The 21,028-nt window shown below is 56.9% G+C and carries 20 protein-coding genes; 9 read left to right on the top strand and 11 right to left on the bottom strand.

Annotation, left to right across the window (positions count from 1 at the left end; translation table 11 throughout):
• Positions 1-40 precede the first annotated feature (40 nt).
• The 5 genes from AABO57_23095 to AABO57_23075 all read left to right on the top strand — a co-directional run bounded on the left by AABO57_23095 (position 41) and on the right by AABO57_23075 (position 5,760).
• On the top strand, positions 41-1,309 hold the full coding sequence (locus AABO57_23095) for a radical SAM protein (protein ID MEK6288615.1): 1,269 nt from the start codon (positions 41-43) through the stop codon (positions 1,307-1,309).
• A gap of 28 nt (positions 1,310-1,337) precedes the next feature.
• Complete coding sequence (locus AABO57_23090) at positions 1,338-3,401, top strand: radical SAM protein (GenBank protein ID MEK6288614.1); 2,064 nt, start codon at positions 1,338-1,340, stop codon at positions 3,399-3,401.
• An 89-nt stretch (positions 3,402-3,490) separates the two neighbouring features.
• Positions 3,491-4,414: a dihydroorotate dehydrogenase gene (locus AABO57_23085; protein ID MEK6288613.1), complete on the top strand. Its 924-nt coding sequence runs from the start codon at positions 3,491-3,493 to the stop codon at positions 4,412-4,414.
• Positions 4,411-5,190, top strand: a complete 780-nt coding sequence (locus AABO57_23080) for a creatininase (protein MEK6288612.1) — start codon at positions 4,411-4,413, stop codon at positions 5,188-5,190. Before AABO57_23085 ends, AABO57_23080 begins: the two co-directional genes overlap by 4 nt.
• A gap of 48 nt (positions 5,191-5,238) precedes the next feature.
• A complete protein-coding gene (locus AABO57_23075; GenBank protein ID MEK6288611.1) occupies positions 5,239-5,760 on the top strand; it encodes a nucleoside 2-deoxyribosyltransferase in 522 nt (173 codons plus the stop codon).
• A gap of 54 nt (positions 5,761-5,814) precedes the next feature.
• Here AABO57_23075 and AABO57_23070 read toward each other — a convergent pair whose 3' ends face one another.
• A complete protein-coding gene (locus AABO57_23070; GenBank protein MEK6288610.1) occupies positions 5,815-6,639 on the bottom strand; it encodes an LLM class flavin-dependent oxidoreductase in 825 nt (274 codons plus the stop codon).
• Between the two features lie 271 nt (positions 6,640-6,910).
• Between AABO57_23070 and AABO57_23065 the strand changes: the two genes are divergently transcribed.
• The 3 genes from AABO57_23065 (at position 6,911) to AABO57_23055 (ending at position 11,034) form a co-directional block, all read left to right on the top strand.
• Entirely contained in the window at positions 6,911-9,472 is a 2,562-nt protein-coding gene (locus AABO57_23065; GenBank protein ID MEK6288609.1) for a PBP1A family penicillin-binding protein, read from the top strand.
• Between the two features lie 263 nt (positions 9,473-9,735).
• On the top strand, positions 9,736-10,002 hold the full coding sequence (locus AABO57_23060; GenBank protein MEK6288608.1) for a HEAT repeat domain-containing protein: 267 nt from the start codon (positions 9,736-9,738) through the stop codon (positions 10,000-10,002).
• A gap of 372 nt (positions 10,003-10,374) precedes the next feature.
• Positions 10,375-11,034 (top strand): DsbA family protein, encoded by a 660-nt coding sequence (locus AABO57_23055; GenBank protein MEK6288607.1) that lies wholly within the window; start codon positions 10,375-10,377, stop codon positions 11,032-11,034.
• Between the two features lie 70 nt (positions 11,035-11,104).
• Here the strand turns inward: AABO57_23055 and AABO57_23050 are convergent, their stop codons facing one another.
• The 10 genes from AABO57_23050 to AABO57_23005 all read right to left on the bottom strand — a co-directional run bounded on the left by AABO57_23050 (position 11,105) and on the right by AABO57_23005 (position 20,237).
• Positions 11,105-11,869, bottom strand: coding sequence for a phytanoyl-CoA dioxygenase family protein (locus tag AABO57_23050; protein ID MEK6288606.1), 765 nt, complete (start codon positions 11,867-11,869; stop codon positions 11,105-11,107).
• Between the two features lie 143 nt (positions 11,870-12,012).
• Entirely contained in the window at positions 12,013-12,750 is a 738-nt protein-coding gene (locus AABO57_23045; protein MEK6288605.1) for a hypothetical protein, read from the bottom strand.
• Between the two features lie 165 nt (positions 12,751-12,915).
• Positions 12,916-13,848, bottom strand: coding sequence for a hypothetical protein (locus AABO57_23040; protein ID MEK6288604.1), 933 nt, complete (start codon positions 13,846-13,848; stop codon positions 12,916-12,918).
• A 294-nt stretch (positions 13,849-14,142) separates the two neighbouring features.
• The gene (locus tag AABO57_23035) at positions 14,143-14,325 is read right to left on the bottom strand and encodes a hypothetical protein (protein ID MEK6288603.1); all 183 of its coding nucleotides are present in this window, start codon (positions 14,323-14,325) and stop codon (positions 14,143-14,145) included.
• Positions 14,326-14,566: 241 nt separating this feature from the next.
• Complete coding sequence (locus tag AABO57_23030; GenBank protein ID MEK6288602.1) at positions 14,567-15,301, bottom strand: phytanoyl-CoA dioxygenase family protein; 735 nt, start codon at positions 15,299-15,301, stop codon at positions 14,567-14,569.
• Between the two features lie 69 nt (positions 15,302-15,370).
• The gene (locus AABO57_23025) at positions 15,371-17,251 is read right to left on the bottom strand and encodes a PQQ-binding-like beta-propeller repeat protein (protein ID MEK6288601.1); all 1,881 of its coding nucleotides are present in this window, start codon (positions 17,249-17,251) and stop codon (positions 15,371-15,373) included.
• Positions 17,252-17,272: 21 nt separating this feature from the next.
• Positions 17,273-18,568 (bottom strand): PQQ-binding-like beta-propeller repeat protein, encoded by a 1,296-nt coding sequence (locus AABO57_23020; protein MEK6288600.1) that lies wholly within the window; start codon positions 18,566-18,568, stop codon positions 17,273-17,275.
• Between the two features lie 246 nt (positions 18,569-18,814).
• Positions 18,815-19,165 carry a hypothetical protein gene (locus tag AABO57_23015; protein MEK6288599.1) on the bottom strand — a complete coding sequence of 117 codons (351 nt, stop codon included), beginning with the start codon at positions 19,163-19,165 and terminating at the stop codon, positions 18,815-18,817.
• A gap of 10 nt (positions 19,166-19,175) precedes the next feature.
• The gene (locus AABO57_23010; GenBank protein ID MEK6288598.1) at positions 19,176-19,739 is read right to left on the bottom strand and encodes an RNA polymerase sigma factor; all 564 of its coding nucleotides are present in this window, start codon (positions 19,737-19,739) and stop codon (positions 19,176-19,178) included.
• A 234-nt stretch (positions 19,740-19,973) separates the two neighbouring features.
• Positions 19,974-20,237 (bottom strand): hypothetical protein, encoded by a 264-nt coding sequence (locus AABO57_23005; protein MEK6288597.1) that lies wholly within the window; start codon positions 20,235-20,237, stop codon positions 19,974-19,976.
• A gap of 254 nt (positions 20,238-20,491) precedes the next feature.
• Between AABO57_23005 and tnpA the strand changes: the two genes are divergently transcribed.
• A complete protein-coding gene (gene tnpA, locus AABO57_23000; GenBank protein ID MEK6288596.1) occupies positions 20,492-20,959 on the top strand; it encodes an IS200/IS605 family transposase in 468 nt (155 codons plus the stop codon).
• The last annotated feature ends 69 nt before the right edge of the window (positions 20,960-21,028 follow it).

Here is a 21,028-nt window from a genome sequence, read left to right as displayed (position 1 = left end):
TTCGGCATGTTATTGAGGTCCTATTGAATCGAGGATCGTAATGCAGCCGCAGACTGTCAGATTCAATCGCGAATACTTCGGTTATATCGCTGGTTTTCCAGAGGGCCAGATACATCTGTTGACCCAGGCCGCTGGACCCGCGTTGGAGCGTGGTGCCTCTTTGGACGAGCTCCAACCATACCTGCTTGAGGAGCTGGTTGTAAGACCAGGCTTTCACCTTGATACGCCGCTGCTCGTATGGTTTGAGATAACGCGGAAGTGCAACTTAAACTGTCCGCATTGCTATATCGACGCAGGCCCCCCGCGAGAAGGGGAGCTGGCTACGTCGGAGATCCTCCATCTGCTAGAAGAGATGGCGGAAATGGGCGTATGGGCGGTCACCTTCACTGGCGGCGAACCGACGTTGCACCCCGACTTTGCGGAGTTCGTGCAGTTTGCACGCAGTCAGGGCCTGCTCGTGGGGATCGCCACAAATGGCATGTTCCTCTCCGATGCGCTCCTCGATCGTTTGCCGCGGGACGGTGTCATCATCAGCGTCAGCCTCGACAATCTTCACATCATGAACCCCCGGGACCCTGCCAGCGACTTCAATGTCGCCGCCCGTGCGGTGCTCCGAAGCCAGCAAATGGGCTTCATGACCAACGTCATGACCAACACACACAAGCGAAACATTGATCGGTTGGGCGAATTGCTCGATTGGGCGCAGCAGAACGGTGTTTCGGTGCGAAGTGTCCCATTCAGCCCGCTTGGGCGGGGGGAGCAACACCTTGAACTAGAGAACACGCCGTCGGACGTCCAGAAAGCGGCTGAATTCTGGCTCAAAGAGAAAGAGTGGGAGCGGGAATATCACCGTATGAGCGGCCTCTGCGTAGGCACTATATTCGACTATGGCGAGACACTCGGTTACCTAACTCGCCGCTGCCCGAGCGGCAGGTACCTTTGCTATATTGCCTCTGACGGAACCGTTTACCCCTGTACCTCTTGTGCTGCGGTAAGCATTCTCTCACCGGGGAGCCTCAAAGGGAGATCGTTCTCTTCCATGTGGCGCTCCGAATGGGAGATACGTCGCTACTGCTGGGACAACTTCACGTCGACTTGCGAAGGTTGCGTAATTAACAATCCGGAATACTACTGCGCCTCGAGGTGCCCGGCGCTCTCTTACGCTCGCCACCGCGAGTACTTTGCTTGCGGGGCCTCTGACTTCCAGATTCAGAGCACCATAGTCCGTACGGCGATGCTGCGAGCATCTCAACTGGGAGAATGTGAGCGGCCTGTCGAGCCGCGACGGCTCCAGCGCGGATCGCTCTGAGCTCGCGGCAGAGAGAGGAGTCTTCGTCATGAGGATAACACTTGCAACCAGCCCACACGTGCGCCATCCGGCAGTCTTGCAGAACGACTTCCAGGTCGCTTCCTCCTCGATGCTCACTTTCATTCCTATCGGACTGCTTTCGCTGATCTCATCGATGCGTTCATCGCTGCAAATCGAACCGTCACTCTATGATCTGAACCGGCGCATCGTCGACGGAACCATCCCCCTGGGACCCAGCTTCTATCGCTCAGCCGCAACGGAGATCTGCTCCTCGGACCCGGACATAGTAGGGTTCATGACTGAGAACGAGTCCTATCATCACGTTCTCCAGATCTGCCGGGAGATCAAAGAGATCAAGCCGGACTGCGTCATTGTTCTTGGTGGCCCGCACGCGTCGGCTGTTGCCGCCGCCACCCTCACGTCCTGGCCGTGTATCGATTACATTGTCAGCGGAGAAGGAGAAACGTCCTTTGCGGATTTGATCCGCAGCTTGATGGCAGACGGGTTCAATTCCGCCCCTGGCGTGTGGTACCGACAGCCGAGCGGCGCTCCCTTCTTTGCCGGAGAAAGACCGTTGATCAAGGAGCTCGACACGCTGCCTTATCCAGCGTACGACCTCTACGAGCCGGATCCGGAGGAGGAGATTTTCTTCGAGGTCGGGCGCGGCTGCCCGTTTCAATGCACCTTCTGTTCGACCGCCCCTTTCTGGAAGCGAGCGTATCGCGTCAAGTCTGGTGCGAGGATCATCGAAGAGTTGCTGTACGTCCTCCGGCTCTACGGGCCCCGGCGAATGCACTTCACGCACGACCTTTTCACAACGAGCAAAACATGGGTCCAGGAAGTGTGCCAGGTGTTGATCAGAGCCGGGGCACCAATTAAATGGACCTGCAGCTCACGGACTGACACTGTCGACGCTGAGCTTCTCAAACTCATGGCTACAGCAGGCTGCAGTGCCATCTACTTCGGCCTCGAGAGCGGTTCGCCCCGCATCCTCGCTGAGATTAGGAAGAAGATCGACGTAGCTCATTCATTCGAAATCTTACGGTCTTGCTTGGAGGCTGGGATAGCTGCGAACGTAGGCTTTATCGGCGGATTCCCTAGTGAGGATGAGCAAAGCCTCTCCGAGACTTTCGACGCGTACGCTAGAGCTTTAGAAATTGGATGCGCTCCAGTCCACTTCTTCCAGTTCACCCCTTTTGAAGATTCCTCCATCGCTGGCACGTTGGGGGACAGGATCTGTACTGGCCACTTCTTGGATCTTCCTCTAGGGCCCGAGCTCGGCGCCGCGAATCGGAAATTGGTTGCTAGCGATCCTGTTGTCTTCGGGGCCTACCATCGGCCCCGCCGCCATAGCGAGGAGATCAAAGAGGAGCTGATCGACGGCCTCGAGGAATTTCCCACGCTGGTGTCTGCAGCCCTGCTCCCAGCTCTGTGGCTCGCTAAGTCTTCAGGCGGGATGTTCGCGCTCTACCGTCGGTGGGTCGAGTGGATCTCCAAGTTTAATGATGCCCGGAACGCAGCATCTTATAGGCGGTGCTTTGGCACGCCGGTACTCTTCGCCGATTTCCTGATGGATGAAATGCGGTTGATTCATGAATTTCCGCCGGCTCTGCTCTCTGTTCTCCAGGTGATTCGTCTCAACCATGAGATCGCAGGCCAGGAACAGCCCGTCATAGCGACGACGATGGCCAACTACAGAACGGGTCTCCCGTCAGAAGGTTGGCCCAAAATCGAATTATCGACAAATCTGGTTCTGGGTGACATCGTGGGCAAGCTCGAAATACCGCTAGATATAGAGTCCCTGTTGTCGACGAAGCCTCCCGATCCGCTTCCGGAGCCGGAGCCTGGGCCGATGTATCTACTCTGGAAACGCGTTGCGCCGGGACGAGTTCAACTGTTGAAAGCAGACGCATTCACGTTTCACGCGGTACGTCAACTACAGATATCATCAAAGAAAGCGGGTGACATTGTGCAAACCTGGGCGATGGATCACAATGCTAGCGGGCGAGAGGGGGATCTGTTTTCGCTCGTTGATCAGCTTGAGGAGGCTGCTCGATTGGGTGTTGTTCATTGTAAATCTCTAGGCGGCTGATCAGATTGGCATTTCTTTATCGCCCTGACGCTCAGTTGCGTTCTGTTGGCCAAGGGGTTAGGCGGATGGGTTGGCGCGAGCGTCGCACGATGGCGACTCTGATTAGAGCAGACGAAAGGCTGACTACGGCGATCTTGGGTCTCAAGCTCGCCAATCCGGTATTGGTAGCCTCGGGTCCGGTTTCGGATTCGCTTCCACAGATCCAGCGTGCACTGAATGCTGGCGCGGGTGGAGTGGTGACCAAGACCATCTACGTCGGTGATAAAGAGAATATTATTGAACGCGTCAAGAAGGGTCCGGCTGGCGTGTTCAACTCAACGACCTACTCACGGGTAAAACTTGAGCAATGGCTGCGCACCCTGGCCGTGCTCGCCGAACAGGACGCCCCGGTTATCACAAGCATCTATGCCCACTCGCCTGAGCAACTTGGCAATCTGGCACTACGCATCGTGGAGGCAGGATCACGCGCCCTGGAAATCGGCGTCTCCTGCCCGAACGGTGCGAGCCAGCAGGTGGCAGATTGGAGGCTTGTCGGCCGCTATGCTGCCGCCGTGCGTAAAGCGGTTGACGTCCCATTTTCGGTCAAGTTGGCTGCCGTTTCGGGTCTACTCGAGAACGTCAAGGCGAGCATTGGCGAGGGATCGCACGCAATCAGCTTGAGCGATGCGCTGCCTTCGGTTCTCGTCGACTTCGAGCATCGACGCCTAGCCTTCGGCGGGCCCGTCGCCTACTCTGGGCCGGCGATCAAGCCGATCGTCCTTCACTCCATTTATGAACTCCGCCAAGCCGGGATTACATGCCCGATCTTCGGGATTGGTGGGGTGGGCAGCGCGTCCGATGTGCTGGAATACCTTGAGGTCGGGGCCAACGCGGTGCAACTCTATACGATGCTGATGACATCGGGGATAGAGCTGCTGTCCGAGATAACCGGTGACCTTTCGGCATGGTGTAAGAAGGAGGGGGTCACGACCCAACAACTGATCGGTGCCGCCCTCCCAGGAGCCTCTGCATGAACCATACTGGACAGCAATTACGCAGATATGGGGACTTGGTGTCCTCCGAGGTGGAGGAAGGATTGCGGGAGGAGCGATTGATTCTTCCAGTCGGAGCAATCGAGCAGCACGGGCCACACCTGCCGCTGACCGTGGACATTGACATAGCCAACGCGCTGGCAAGCGAGATTGCGGAGCGGCTCGGCGGCTACCTAGCCCCAACAATTACCTATGGAGCGCGTTCGCTTCCCCAAAGCGGCGGCGGCCCGTCGTTCCCGGGCACTATCGCCGTGCGCGGGACGACGCTGATCGAGTACTTCACCGACGTTCTTACAGCCTACGTTCGCTGTGGTGCCCGATCTCTCGTCGTCGTCAACGGGCACTACGAGAATGAGCCGTTCCTCTTTGAGTCGATGGAGGTGTGCCGCGAGTCAGGTCGGCTCGACGGAGTAGAGGTCATTTCGTTGAGCTGGTGGAGTGTCGTCACTCAAGACTTTGTAGCGAAGCTCTTCAGTGGGGCCTTTCCTGGCTGGCACGCGGAGCATGCCGGTCTGTGCGAGACCTCGCTGATGCTCTATCTCCGACCGGAGGTCGTGCGCGCAGAGCGACCTCAGCACTCGCGGCCTCCCCTCGCGGGCGTCTACTTGCACCCAATCGACCCGGAACAGATCTCTGACCGCGGGGTTCTTGCACAGACCGCTGGCTCCTCGGCCGAGATCGGGCGGACTCTGTTCGAACACGTCTCCAGCGAGCTTGAGCGGCTGGTGCGCAACCCTCATGGGCTCGCGAGGAAATGAGACCATAAACCCAACGAGCGGACGATCTTTTGGGAGATAGGAGATTACATGGGGCGGAAGCCACAACCCTCGAAACCCCGCAATGTCTTCGTAGGAGGGCCCATTCACTACGCCATCTCGCAAGACACGTATGACGCTCCGTTGAGGGCACTAATCACGTCGATCCTTTCGGTACTCGAGGGAGGCGGCTATGAAGTCTTCTCCGCGCATCGCGCTGAAGCGTTTGGCCTCGACCGCGAGAAATTCAGTTCCCACGAGATCGCTATGCGCGACTTCGACTGGATGAAACGGTGCGAGAGCTTCGTGGCGGTTCTCCCTGCCGGACGCGATGGTGTTTTGCGCACCGATGGCACGCACGTGGAGCTGGGCTGGGCCTGCGCCTTGGGCAAGCCGATCGTAGCGGTGGCCCCGCTTCCTCTGCCGGAGAGCTACGGCCATCTGCTGCGCGGTCTGGAGTCGATCGCGCGCGTCGTCTTCGTCGACATCCGCGAGGTTCAGAAGTGCCCCGCTGTCCTACGGGAAGTGCTGGAGCGGCAGTTCCGGCAAAATGTCAGTAGCAGAAAGCGTTAGGGCTGACGACTCGCGGCGAGTAGTTTAGGGCGATCGGCGCAGACTACGGCGTTATTATTCCAGTCTCGGCGGGCCTTGCTTGACTCGCTTGCGCAGCGAATCCCACGAAGAAGTCATCAAGCTTTCAAGCCACCACGTCGCGCCGGCTTTGGCGAACGCGCCAACTTTCTTGATTGCCTCCTTACGATTGCCGCCGGGCGTTTGACCTCCGACTACGATATCGAATCGAGTGGTCTGCGGGCGATGCTCGTCAACGAATTGCTTTAGTTTCTTAATCTCGGCAGGTGTCATTCGCTCCATGGATTTGTACTTCTGCGGAATAATCCCGTCCCATCTGAGCGTGCGTTCCATGGATTTCGGCTTGAGCCAAACGCCAGGAACCCAGACAGGAATCCTGGGCGACTGCACCGGCGCCGGGAGCATGGTCATTTCCTGCACGCTGTAGTGCTCGCCGGTGAAACTGAACGGCTTGCCGCTCCAGAGCCCGGTCATTATCGCGAGGCCCTCGTCCAACCGTTGCGCGCGGGTCTTAATATCCATCGCTTCGCCTACCTTGTGGAACCCTCCGTCATGTTCGGCGGCTCCCAGCCCGACTCCCAGAATCAGGCGGCCACCCGAAAGGTGATCCAGGGTGACCGTTTCACGGGCCATCCTCCAGGGACGCCGCCTCGGCACCGGGGTTATCATCGTCCCGATACGAATGCGCTCCGTACGCATCGCCATCGCAGCGAGAACGATCCACGGGTCGAACCAGGGCCACGGTCCGATGTCAACGGCATCGGCTATAAAGACGCCGTCCCACCCGGCAGCCTCTGCCTCCTGGGTAAGCTCGCTGATGGCTTGGATGTCGCCCCCTTCGATAGTGAATCCATACTGCATGCAACCCTCCTTTCTGCGCCTGAGCCTTTCGACTGGCGCAGAGTGTACAGGGTAGTCGAGACATCCTGTGTCATATATTTCCATTCGAATTCTCAGCTTCCGCCGATGCTTCCTCAAGAGAATGCGAGCTTGACAAGGAACCGCGACAACCCGAATTGCGAAGGTCTGCATCAAAAACGGCGCTGCTTTACAACGCGAGCGGGGCTGCTGTACCCTTGATGTCGAGAGTCAGAGGCTTCCATCGTCAACCTTGCTGTCAGTGAGGATCACAATGTTTTCTGTCAATAAGCTCAGATTACAAGGCCGTGGACTGGCGCTTTCGCCTAACTGGCTTCAGGAGTTTTTCCGCGAATACACCTTCCTTTCGTTGGTTGCGCTTTCGGTCATCGCGGGGATGATGTTTGGCGCCACGGTGGCCTATCAGGCGAGCATGACCGAGCAGGCGCAAGAAGTCGCGGGGCTCGCGAACTACCGTCCTAACCTGGTCACTCGCGTTATCGCCGGTGATGGCAAGACGGTCGTTGGAGAATTCTCGCTCGAGCGCAGGATTCCGGTCACTTTCGATCAAATACCGGAAACGATGAAGAACGCGGTCTTTGCGATTGAGGACGACCGGTTCTTCCAGCACATTGGAGTCGACCCCATTCGTATCGTGACCGCTGCCTTCAAAAATCTGATAAAGAGCCGCAAGGCCGAGGGCGCTTCGACGCTCACACAACAGCTTGCCCGCTCGCTGTACCTGACTCCCGAGAAGACCTACACAAGAAAGATCAGAGAGATACTGTTCGCGTTGCAAATCGAGCGCTACTACACGAAGGAACAAATAATGGAGATGTATTGCAACTACATCTTCCTGGGCGGCGGCGCCTACGGCTTCGAGGCGGCTTCCCAGTACTACTTCTCCAAATCGCTCAAGGACCTGACGCTCGAAGAGAGCGCTTTGCTGGCCGGGCTTCCCAAGGCGCCGAGCCTCTACTCGCCGACGCGCGATGAGAAGGCGGCGCTCGATCGGCGCAACGTCGTGCTCTATCGGATGCACGAAGAAGGCTACATCACCAACGACGAATACAATCGCGCCCGCCAGACTCGAATCAACCTGAACATCAGCCCTCCTCAAAACGCAAACAACTCGATCTTCGGCTACTTCGTCGAGTCGGTGCGCCAGGAGTCCGAAGAAACCTTTGGAACGTGGCAGACCCAGACCGGCGGGATGAACATCTATACCACGATTGACGGGGCGGCCCAGCGCGAGGCAGTGCGAGCGGTCCGCCGCGGGCTGCACGCGTACGAAGACCGGCACGGCAAGCGTTGGCGCGGTAAGCTGACCAACATCCTCGATCAAAAGCCGCCCGGTGATATTTCGCACTACTCACACCCGGACTGGATGGGCGACTATGTGGCGGGCGAATACATCTACGGGCTGGTGATGAGCGTCGGCACGTCGAGCGCTGAGGTCCGGTTCGGTGACTACAGGGCTTCGCTCACCGACGCGGCAACGAAGTGGGCGGGCGGGCCTCCGTCGAAGCTGCTTCGAAAAGGCGACCTCGCCGTGTTCAAGGTCAACAAGGCCGACAACGACAAAAAAGTGCTGGAGGTCACCCTTGATCAACTGCCGTCGGTCGATGGATCGCTGATATGCCTGGAATCGAAGACCGGCGACGTCAAGGCGATGGTGGGCGGCTATGATTTTGCCACTCGCAAGTTCAACAACGCGACTCAAGCCGAACGGCAAACCGGCTCGACGTTCAAGCCGTTTATCTACGCCGCGGCTGTCGAGAATGGCTTTACGCCCGACACGGTTGTGAGCGCGGAGCCGTTTGTCGATCCGGTGACTGGCTGGTCTCCTGCAAACTACGACGGGTCGAGCGGCGGAGGGATGATGCCGCTCAGGAGCGCGCTCCAGCAATCGATCAACGTGGTCGCGGTGCGTTTGCTGTCGATAGTCGGAGTAGACAAGGGCGCGAATATTGTTAAACGCTTTGGCTTGCCCAACCCCATGAAACGAGTGTTGCCGTCGGCGCTTGGCGCGACCGAGGAACCGCTGCTCGATATGGTCAGCGCTTACTCGGTTTTCTCGAATCAAGGTGTGCGCGTCAAACCGCATCTGATCAAGCGGGTCACCGACTCAGACGGCGACATGAAGCAAGAGTGGAACTCTGAATCGTCCAAAGCAATCTCACCCTGGGTCGCCTCCCAGATGCAAGTGATGATGCGCGGAGTGGTCACCGGCGGCACGGCCGGGTCGATGATGGCCAACAAAGAACTCGCCAAGCGGATGATCTGCGGCAAGACCGGAACGGTAAACGATTTCACCGACGCGTGGTTCATCGGGTACACACCGACTTACACTGCCGGCGTCTGGATCGGTTATCCAGGGTTGAAGAAGACGCTGGGCAACAAGGAAGCGGGTTCGGTCGCAGCGCTGCCGATGTGGATTCACTTCATGGAGAAGTTCCTGAAGGACAAACCCAACGATCAATTTCCCAAGAACGTTCCTCCGGATAAAGAAGTGATCGCCCGCAGGTCCGAGGCTGAACGCGCGATTCGCGAGGCGCAAGCCGGAGAAGCTGCGGCCCGGTCAACCGACGAACTGAGCGATAAGGCAAAGAGCGTTGCCCAGGACGAGGAGACGCCGAAAGAGACCAAAGAGCCCAAAGACCGGTCCGCCCCAAGAATGGTCGAGCCGGAAGGCGACGCTTCCACCAGACCCCCGCGCGTTGAGAAACCGCGGCCGGACCTGGATCGCGATAGTTTCCGTCCGCCACCGGGAGTCAAACGCGATGATCGCAGTACCGACAAGGACGAAAAAAAGAAGCGCGGGAAGAACGGGTGAGCGATTTCGGATTTCCGATTTCCGACTCTATGAGGGCTTGTCGATTCGCAATCGGCAATCGGCAATCGACAATTCGTGACGTTTTTCACCATCCTGGTCATTGTCATCGTCGTGGCCCTCATCTACGGGCTCAGTGGCAACAGGGCTGAACCTCAACGAAAGGCTTTACCTCAAGCGCCGCGGCTACGAATCACCAATCGAGTTTGAAGAACGCCCTTGTGTTTCAAAAGACGCGCGATTGCTGGGCCTGATTGAATCGCTCGGTGACATCTCGCCTTTTGCGCGTCAACGCGCGGCTGAAGACCTCTCACGGATGTGCGCGTCAGGCCAGCGCGATCAGCGGATTGCTGTCCTCGTTAATCAAGACACTTGATGACAGCGACGCCTCAGTGCGCGCCGCCGCGGCGAAGGCCTTAAGCAACTTTGGTGGTCCGGCTTCAATCGAAGCGCTCAAGAAAAGAATGGAAGCGGAGGAGTCAATACACGTGAGGGCATCCTTGGAGCAGGCGCTTGAAAAGTTGCGCGATTAAGTCCGCTCCTTCCACCTCAACTATCAAGTAGAAGTCTGGTACTCCAGTCACACTCAGTTAGACGGAGGCCGGAGAACCAGAATCACTTAAAGACGGACTTGTCGACTCGAACATATTATCTGTTTGGTGAGAAAAACCGTGTAATCATCGCCTTGCGCGACACTCTCGTATTCAAACCAGACGCTGGGGGCTAGCGGAGGGCTACGTGTGTAGTTCTGCACATCAGGCTCGTTGAAGTTCAGGTGCCCGACGCCGGTCGCGCGCCTGAATTTTTGTAAATCGCCCCATGTAGTTTCTGGAGTCAATAATGCTCCTTTGTGAATCCGAATCCATTTAACGGCAGATGTTCCGGTATTGAGAAGGAGGAGGCAGGTGGCTGAATTAGTTATTCCCGAGGCGGAAGTGCTGTATGTCACCGATGCCTACTGCGGTTGGTGCTACGGCTTCGGCCCTACGCTTCACACCTTCTACGAGGCTAACCGCCATCGCGTGCCGTTTCGTGTGGTCAGCGGCGGTCTGTTCGTTGGCGAACTCCGGTTGCCTATCAGGTCATATGGTCACATCGAGGAAGTTAACGCGCGAATCGTTCGACGTATGGGCGTCACGTTCGGCGATCCGTATAAGGCTCTTTTGCGCGAAGGCAGTTTCGTGCAGGATTCGGCGGCGGCGGCGGCGGGGCTCGCCGCACTCCGTGACCAAGCGCCGGATCTCTCGATAGAGTTCATCAGTGCAATGCAACGGGCCTTCTACCGCGACGGGCTCAACCTGTCCGACGCCGCGACCTTAGCGATGATCGCTCGCGACTACGGCCTAGACTCCGAGCGCGTAGTCTCCTTCTTCACTGGCCCGGAGGGGGTCGCGGCGGCGCAACAGGATTTTTCGTTCGCCCGTGAACTTGGCGTCTCCTCTTACCCAACACTGCTCGTCCGCCGAGGAGAGGTCGTCAGCCGGTTGCCGAGCGTGGGTAACTCGCCAGCGGCGCTTACGCGCCGCCTCGATGTGGCACTTGACGATATGTGCCGACTTGCGTGAAAAGAGTTCCAGTACGGCAAACACTACGAATGCTATTTTTCAAACAGCTTCATAGCCTTAGAGTGAGTCTTTATATTGCCCAGTTTTCCCAGATGTCGCCGAAGGTCTCACGTGGCTGTTCGGGTTGGAGCGGTTGCCCCCAGCGGCAAAAGATGGCCATTCGAGGTGTTTTGTTAATGTTAAGGGAAGCAGTATGCAGCATGAAACTATGCCAGAGTAAAACCGTTCCCGGTTTGGCAGTAAACTCAATAGGCTCACACACAGCACGCTGCGATAACCGTTCGTGGACGGGGCCAGTACCCGCTTCAGGGCCGTTGCCGTAATGATGATCAGGAAAGGCTTGAAAATATTCCCAATTACTGAGATGACTTTTCGGCCAGATAATCGTGCCGCCCCCTTTAGGTAACACTGCGTAGGCATATGTCGTGAGGCCAAGCATGAAACGAGACCTGTAAGACGGTAAGAAGCGATCAATATGGCCCCTCCGGGGCATAGACCACTCTTGCTCCGACGTTGGCCGGATGATAATAAGGTCTTCCGATGCAAATTCGAAAGTACCACCTACTAACTGCTTGAGCACTCCGGACAGGCGAAGGTGGTTACCGAGCGAGGACTCTGAAGTGAATTTGAAATCCTGCCCTTTCTTTCTGCCAATATTCAAAGAGTCGTCATCTTTGGAGCTTACTTCGAAACATTTACAGATTGCCTGTTGCCATTCCTCAACGATTGGAGGCTCAATAAGATTATCAAGAATCAGGTAACCGTTATCTTTGAAGAAGTGAATCTGCGCTGTTGTCAGTGTCTCTTTGACCCCAGCGATCTCTTGCGCGCTCATATTCTACTCCTGAAGTTTTCAGACCGATTTTCACACGCTTGAACTAATGCCATTCAATACCCGACCACACCGCCGCCTCACGAAAGCATGGGAGAAACATGACATAACGTATGGACGCACCGGGCATTTAAGACCTCACCCGTCTAACAGCTTGCTCTCAGCAACTGTTGCTTCCCCAAATCTCTAAACAGTCGGTAACCCTCCAGGTTGGCCTCCGCCAACGTCCACAAGCAAGAGAGAGTGACCGGAAGATGTATTCTGAGCGACGCATAAGGCTCAGGCCCGTCCTTACGCAGTTGTTTGATCTCCTCATCGAAAAATCCGAAGCTACCATCTGCGTTATGGCTGTTCAGGATAAACTGTAGTGCGGTGCGTATGGCAAGCCCTTCTCTTTTCCCCAAATAGAACAGTGAGCGTAAGAGTGTGCTGCCAAGTTCCATTTTATAGCGACGGAGCGCCGCCATCATCAGGCACTCAAGCACGGCATCCAGTTCGACCGAAGCCTTTACGGAGTAGGTTCCGTAGCCCGTGAGCGACTCGATGCGAGATGTTAGATTGCGCGTTGTTTTTTCATCCCCCATCAGCAGAGAGGAGAGGTCCGGCGCAAATGTTAATCCCGAGGGAAGGGGTTCGGAGAACAGTCCTACCGCTGCCAGGAGCATCCTAGCTGCGGAAAATTCTTCGGCGACTACCGATGCAGGAAGTTCATCCAAAGCAGTGGCAGCGCGATCAGCATAATTCTTCAATGCGGGAAGCATTCCTCCCCAAAGGTTATGTTCTAGCACGCAGCACAGGAGGACAGTTGTTCCGTTGCATCGAGTAAGCCCTTGCTCAAGCCGGCTGTTTAGTTTGGCCCTGATTTTCTCGATCTTTTTTATCACATCGTTCTGCAACTCAGGTTGAAGATCACCGCATATTACAGCCGCGACGTATGCTTGGAGCAATTGTGGCGAGTCATTCTTTGTCAATCGAGTAGCCACAGACCCGAGCCAGTCCAGGCTGGGAGATGCGATATTCGATAAGTTCGATGCGGGTAAGCGTTTCATCTAAAGTTCTCTCTGATCAAACTCCATCATCGCCGCAAAAAGTCCTACCAGTGTTGAGTGGTATGCATTTTTAAATTGATAAGCGGATGCCGTCCGGGGATCGGCTAGTTCACGACTTTCGGGGTCAAAGGTTTTCATCGGTATCTTGCCGTCAGGCTCTTGCGATGTCACTAGCCCTTGCCAGGCCAACTCGAATAAAGGGGTTGGACGGTAATCCAGACATAAACAGCAGATGAGCAGTTCGGCCACCAAATCCCAATCCTTCTCGTAGGTGTAAGTTCCAACCAAAAGTGCCACCTCTTCACGTGTTTGATCAAAGCGCTCGGCCAGAATTGGCCGAAGGTCGCGCCGTCCGAAGTCCGCCATGTAAAAAAGAATGTGCGTAAGTGCGTAGACATCCAGATCGCGTAGGTACGGGATTGGCGCAAGCTTGTAGATGCTCGACACACGATAGAGTAATTGGTAGTCCGGGATACTATGTTTGAAACCTCCGTAATCCAAAAAATATCGCAGGTCAATTTGTCCCCAAGAAGTTCGCTCGATGGCAGCAACGTGTCCGAAGTCCAAGACTCTTTGAAGGGCAAAACGGTGTTCAGGAAATGTCTTCCCGCACTCTTCAAGGCCGACGAGGATAGTCAGATAAAAGGGGAAAAGGTTGAGCCGCCGCACCATATTGAAGCTGTATTCAGGCTTTCGCACTTGAGATTCAACATGATTCAGGGCTTTTATGAACTGTGGACTAGCTCTCATTTTAGAATACCGGCTCATCAACATACAGGCCAAGACCAACTCACCAAAGGCCTTGCGTTGCCGGTCAATAAGTATCTCTTCGGCTGCCTCATCTTCCTCTTGAGAAGGCAGCGTAAAAAAATTCAGATTGGCTGTTAACCAATCCAGAGAGTTACTGATGAAAGAGCTTAAGGTGTTTTCCAACCGTTTCCCCTCGGGAAGATCAGATGCGGGACTTTCTGGATAAAGGTTTCAAGGAGCCTGATTGTTAACTAGCCCAGGATGACTTGAGGTTCCTGGGCAGAGACAGATTCCTGGATGCTTAACTTAATCGCTCTCTCAACTTGTAATAATGTAGATAAGGTCAATGAACATCCTCGCTGCCTTTACCGAAGATGTTCATGAAAGGAGATGCAACTTGTGAGTTCAAGGAGACCCATAATATGGTCTCCTTGAACTTTGATAAGTCGTCAGGCTTATCTTGCTTGCGCCATCCTTCTACGGAGTGACACAGAACCAATTGCCACAAATGGTACTGTTGACTACAGCCCCGCTCCCAGCGCTTGCCGCTGAACCGGTTTTGCTGACCACAACATCTGCCAACTTGTCCAGGTCTGTGATACCTTCCTTTTTCAAAGCATCGAGAATGTCTTTTTTGGTTGGTTTAGATTGGCTACTCATGAGTTGTTCTCCTTTCGAGAAACAGGTACGTTAGAAGATTAACTAGCCTTAGGCAGTCAGCCTCGTAGAAAGCGAAGGTGAAGCTGCCTACGTAGGTTAGTCTGGAGCATATAACACACTGACTCACACATTATATGTCTAGAGATTATTATTTGTAAATAGCATCCCATTAGCGGGCGTGGGCAACTGCACTGGTGGAACCATGCCTGATTCGCTGCCCGTGCCCCACTGCATGCGTTTGTTAGACGGCCAACACGTATTTCGCAAGGTGACCGATGCGACCGAGAGTCTCCGGACGTATGCGCGCAGCCTGGTTGACCCCCGGCTCGGTATCACGGCGGATATAGGAGCCTTGTATTGAACGCCGAGGTTCGCCGACCCTGTTTGCCGTGTGTCCGTGCAAGACGGACCCGTTGTAGACAATGACTGAGCCCGCCGGGCCACACGCCAGTACTTGGCCCTCGTAGTCCGCAGATGTATCCTTCGGAAAGTCGGTCGGAATTGTGGGCCATTTGTGTGAACCCGGCACAAAACGAGTGGCCCCGTTGTCCGTTCGAAACTCATCCACCATCATGATGAACCCCACCATCGGCCAGCCATCCACTTCGCGGCTGAAGTCCACATGAAGATTTTGTGCCTGTGAGTACGGTCGCACAGTTCTCGCATGCATTGTACTGAGCTTGAATGGTTGACCGATGATGCGACAACACGCCTCCAGGACGGGTTCGTACACGTACAGCCCATCGAATTCTGGGCCGCGATTGACGAAGTCGTGGACTCGGGTTGTCGAACTACCTATCGATACGTCATCCGAAGCCGCGCAGAGCACGGCGGAATCGTAAGCCTTGGCAAATTGCGCCAACCGGTCGGGCGCCACCGGGCCAGGAATGACGACGAAACCCACATCGCGCAGGTCTTGAACAGCGCCCGCCGACAGCTCGCAGCGCGCATCAATTACGCTGAACCAGTCGTCCATACGCGTATCTTTCCGGCCGTGCAACGCGTTGTTGGGCGGCAGCAGCGATGGCCACGAAGGCAACCCCCGTCAGCGGCCCGCGAGGGACAGCCGGAACGAGGCCATCTCCTGGCCGTTGCGAACCAGCAGGACGTCGCCGACCAGCACCGGGTGGTTCCAGGTCTTGCCGTCGAGCGCCGGGAACCGCGCGAGCTCCGTGAACTTGTCGGTGGTCGCCGCGACCAGCGCCAGCTCGCCCTCCTCGGATAGCACCAGCAGCAAGTCCTGATCGGGTAACAGGACGAGCTGGCCGTTGCCGTAGCGTCCGCCCTTCCACTTGCGCTTGCCGTCCTCGAGGTCGATGCACGCGAGGATGCTTCCGTCGAAGCCGAAGGCATGGCCTTTGTGAACGACGAAGTCGTTGAAGTATGGCTTCAGCCCGTTCGACGTCCAGCGTTCTTCGACTGTCCATCCGCCGGGTCCGTGCGCGACCACAATGCGGCGCGTGCCCATTCCTCCGGTCATGGCCATCGCGTTGATCAAGACGTCGCCGTCCGCTGTCAGGGCCGGCTGCACGATGGCGCCGCCTTCCCACGAGTACTCCCAAAGCAGCGCGCCGTCAGCCGGCGCGACGCTGATCGCGCCGGGTGGGCTCAGCAGCAGGATCTGCGCGACTCCGTCGATCGTCACGAGCTGTGGCGAGCTGTAGCTCCCGCCGTGATGAGGACCGACCCAGCGCGGCTTGCCGGTGGCGAGGTCGTAGGCGGCCAGCGTGCCGGCGGCGGCGACGATGACGACGTCGTCGACCACCAACGGCGAGCTCGCGAAGCCCCACGTCGGCACCTTCGTGTCGGTGTCGGACGCCACTTTGCGCGACCACACGACGGTGCCGTTACCGGCGTCGAGCGCGTTCAGAACTCCGGTCGCACCGAATGTGTAGACGCGACCGTTGCTGAGGGTCGGCGTCGCGCGCGGACCGGCGCCGCCATTCGACTCCCAGAACCGGACCGCGTTGCGGTGTCTCCATACCGGCTCGCCCGTGGAAACCTTGTAGCAGGCGACAATCTCGTCGTCACCGCGCTGCTCCTGGGTGTAGAGGAGGTCGCTGCGGACCGCGAAGGATGACCAGCCCGGTCCGATCGGCCGGCGCCATAGCGCGACCGGAGGCGACTTCGACCAGTCCGTCTCGATCCGCACGCCGCGAATGATGCTGTCGCGCCCGGGCCCGCGAAAGCCCGGCCAATCGGCTCCCGTCTCAACTGCGGCCGGAGTGGCCGGTTCGGTCTTGGGTGTTGATGGACCCGCTGGGAGTGTGGCCTGCTCGTCGCCAGCTTTGGCCACGGGCAGTTCCTTAGGAGTTTCCGCTGCTGCCGGAGCCGGCGGGGGTGCCGTCGGCTCGTCTGCGGCTTGGGCCAGGAGCCGTTCCTCGGGAGTCGGCGTCCACCGCCAGTGGAAATCCGAACCGATGACGTCGCTGGTGGTGCCGCCGGTGCGCACGAGCGTAAATATTCCGCAGACGAGCAGGATGGTGGCGACCATCGACGCGCGCCGAAGTCCGCTGGCGAGGCGGCGGCTGGCTAGGGCCCAAGCCACCAAGGCGAGGCTCAGGACGGGGACCGCCAAAACGTAGAGCAACATCCCCATCGCGCCCCCAGCAATCGACTCGTGGACGAGGCGCGACGTCGCGAACAACGCGACGATCATCAGGATGATGGCGCCCAGGCGCTCGGACCAGGGTGCCCGGCTGAAGAACACCCACCACACGACAATCGCCAACGCGCCGAGGGCCGAGCCAATCACCCCGAAGACAGTGGCCTCGGGCACGACGATCGGGAGGACAAACCTCAGCACGCACAGCAGGACCGCGGCGACGACGCCCGGCCACAGGCGGAGCGGCTTCCGGGGTGCCGGTTCGTCGGCATTATTGGTGCTCATTGCGGGCTCGCGTTGTGACTCGTCGATGGTGCTCATTGTCATTTCATTTACTCCTGCCTAGCGGCTTGCCTTGATGTCGTAGGCCCACAATGTCCCGTTATCCCGAATGTAAAGCCGCCCATTAGCAATCACCGGATACGCCCACGCCTTCTCCGGATACGGCCCCAACTTTTTGCGCTGCGGCTGAGCCGGCGGAGTGAATCGGCCCTTTTCGCGATATGCCTCCGGGGTCGCCTCCACCAACGCGACCTCTCCATTCTCGCCGTGAAGATATAAAAGCCCATCGGCGTAGGCTACCGAACCCCTGCCGATCCCTTCACTCTGCCATTTCACCTTCCCCGTAGTGAACTCAACCGCCACCAGCCCCGTGCCCGCCGTGCCGTAAAGATAGTCACCAACCAGCACCGATCCACCGATGCTGTTCGGCAGGTCGCGCGCGAAGTAGACCTGCTCCGCGGCGACTCCTCCGCGATCCGCCTTCAGACGGACGGCTCCTCCTCCTACGCCATGAGCCCCGCCGTACACATATCCGTCGCGCGAAACTGGAGTCACCATTTGCGCCATACCCTTGACGACCTCCGCGTAGCGCCAGAGGAACTGGCCCGTCTTCGCATCAACTCCGACTATACCCTTGCTCAAAAACTGCACGTATTGTTTTCGGCCACCCGCTTGGACGACAATCGCCGATGCATAACCCGCTTGTTCGCCACCCGGGACCGCCGATTTCCAGATGACCGCGCCCGTCTTTTTGTTAAGCGCCACTAGCGTGGCCTGCGCTCCGCCGGGGGTTACGACAACGACGTCACCATCAACCAACGGAGACTCTGCATAGGCCCATATCCCCGGCTTGCCGTCGAACTCTTTCTTGATGCTCTTCTGCCATCGAATCTTACCGCTCCCGGTTTCGAGGCAGGCAAGGTCACCGTCCGAGCTCAGCGCGTAGATGAAATCTCCGTCAACGGTCGGGGTGGACCGAGCCTTCGCGTAAAGAAAGTCTTGAGGGTTGCCTACGTTGCCGACGCGCGTTGTCCAGATGGGTTTTCCATCCTGAATTGAGAGAGCCTGAACAAACTCGTTTTCCTTGCCAAGGTTGCTCATCAGGTAGATCCGCGTTCCGACAACCGCCGGCGTTGAATAGCCGTCCCCTATGTCGTTCACTTGCCAGAGCAGTTTCGGTCCCTCCGCCGGCCATTGTTTAAGGAAGCCGCTCTCGTGCGATATCCCGTTACGTTGCGGGCCTCGCCACTGAGGCCAGTCGGAAGTCGAAGCAGCCATGTTGGCGGACCTCGTAACGGACACGGCTGAGAAGCACAAACAAAACGCTGCAACGGTAGTTAGTAATCGTGACTTCACTTTCTTCTCCTTCTGACTATTGTAATTCTGGGTATTGTTGCTCTTCACTCCTACGCTCAGTTTCACGAGATGTTTCGTCGCTAACCGCCGCCGCCGGCTCCTAGCGGGCTGCTGAAAAACCAAATCATCGCCACTAAGACACGAAGACACTAAGGAGCACAAAGCCCACAACTTGTTCATTCATTCACTTGGTGCGGCTTGGTGTCTTAGTGTCTTGGTGGCGCGCTACCATTTTTCAGCAGCCTGCTAGGTTCCGCTGGTTGGCGCTTCAAAGCCGCCGACACGTGAGCGCATGCCCTGGCGGAACTTCTCGCGCTCCTCCGGCGTCATCTGTTCCCAGCGCTCGGCCATTCGCCGCCGAGAATTGGAGCGAGAAGAGCCGCCACCAAGACCAAAGCCTCCGAACAGAATCCGGCAGAGAGCCAGCAATCCGAGAGCCTGCCAGAAGGTGATTGGCCGCAATCCGAACAACGCCGGCGCCAGCCAGTTCCACAATAGCATCACCACTTGGCCGCCGATCCAACTGAAGATTACCATCCCCAGGATCGCCAGTGGAGCTATCCAAATCAGTCTCTTTAGTCTCTTGCTCTTGCTCATGTTGTGTTCCTCACTTATTCGTGAACTCGTCGTAAATGCTCTGCAATCGTTCGCGCAGATGCAGCACCGCGTACCGCTTGCGCGAGAGCAGGGTGTTGATGTTCACACCGCTTTCGGCCGACAACTCTTTGAAGCTGCGCCCCTCCAGTTCGTGAGCTATGAATACTTCACGCTGCTCATCGGGCAGCTCGTCGAGCGCAAGTTCCAGCTCATCAAGAAGCACTCCGCGGACGTAGAGCGCTTCCGGCCCTGCATCGGGCGATGGCAGCAGATCTTCGATCCGTACCACCTCGCCGTCTTCGTCCCCCGGTTTATTGGGCGCTGCGTCGCTGAAGGTCTCGGGCTTCTTCTTGCGGAAAAGGTCCGTGATGCGATTGCGCGCGACGCGAAAAAGCCAGCCGGTCACGTGATCGATCGGCATCAGCAGGCGATTGGCTTCTACCAGTTCGTAGAAGACCTCCTGCACGATGTCTTCGACGTCCGAAGGGTCGGGCACCCGCCGGCGGATGAAATTGCGCAGCCGGGATCGTTCTTCCGCAACGATTTCCGAGATTTTACGGTCTTGCTCGTTCATCGAAGTGATGCTCGCCGGCTCATCCATCCATTACTGTAGACGAACGGCGGCCGGGAATATTGTAGAGATTTACGAACGAGATTGTGTGCTACGAGAATGGAGAGAATTAGGAATGAAGAGTTGATTCTGTGTCAGGAAGAACGCAACGCTACCTGATCCTCCGAATTAATGCTGAGCACTCGAATCGTAGTCCTGCCCGTGGCTGTCTTGCCTGCCAAATAGATTCCTTGCCATCTATGACTGGGAGTTCGCTAGCGGCTGCGCTTGTCGTTTGAGAATGGCGACGAACTTGTTCGCGCGCACATAACCTGCGTATTCAGCCCGCTCGTCTTCCGTCAGTTGGCCTTCCGTTGATTTTCGGGCGAGTTCTTCGATGCGCGCTTGCAGTTCAGGGTCGGCGCGAAAGCCGATCACTGCGTCAGCTTTTTCCAGTAAGACAATTTCCAGCATCGCCCGCACGCCGCGATCAAATGCCAAACTTTCTGAGGTAGTTGGCATGCGCCGAACTTACCACGCTGATCTGCGCTTAGCAATGCTGCGGGATTGGCTTCTACCAATTCGTAGAAGACCTCCTGAAGGCTAATCAGACTCCCTCCGTCAGGAGGGCCATGTTCATAGATCCCGCATCGAGATGTCTCCGCCCTCCGTCAGGAGGGCCATGTCATGCTTCACTTGATTAGTTTTAGGCGAATCCAAACATCTTCGATTATACTCGGGCCACCTGGGTAATTGAAAAAACCTGGAGGTAAGAGATGGCTCACACATTCACACAAATCTACATTCAAGTGGTCTTTGCCGTTGCCGTGAGGCAAAGCTTAATAAGACCAGACTTCAAAGAAGAGCTTCAGAAATACATCACCGGCATCGTTCGGAAAAAGGGGCAAAAGCTGATCGAGATAAACTCCATGCCGGATCACACTCATATGTTGATCGGCCTGAAGCCCAATATTGCGCTCTCTGATTTGATTAGAGATGTTAAGTCCGACTCGACCGAATTCATTAAGCGCAAAGGATGGATCAGAGGCAGGTTCAACTGGCAGGAAGGTTTCGGCGCGTTCTCCTACTCGCATTCGCACTTGGATTCGGTAATTCGGTACATTCGCAACCAGCAGAAGCACCATGCGAAGAGGAGTTTCAGGAATGAATACCTGACGTTGTTGAAGAGGTTCGATATTGCTTACGAGCCCAAATATGTTTTCGAGTTCTTTACTGATGAATAGACACATGGCCCTCCTGACGGAGGGCGGATTGGCTCGGCGTTGGCGTCTATAAACATGGCCCTCCTGACG

It is taken from the genome of Acidobacteriota bacterium (assembly GCA_038040445.1).
Lineage (GTDB): Bacteria > Acidobacteriota > Blastocatellia > UBA7656 > UBA7656 > Onstottus_A > Onstottus_A frigus.
Note: the sequence above shows the minus strand (reverse complement) of the source record. Positions and strands in the feature narration are given on the sequence as shown.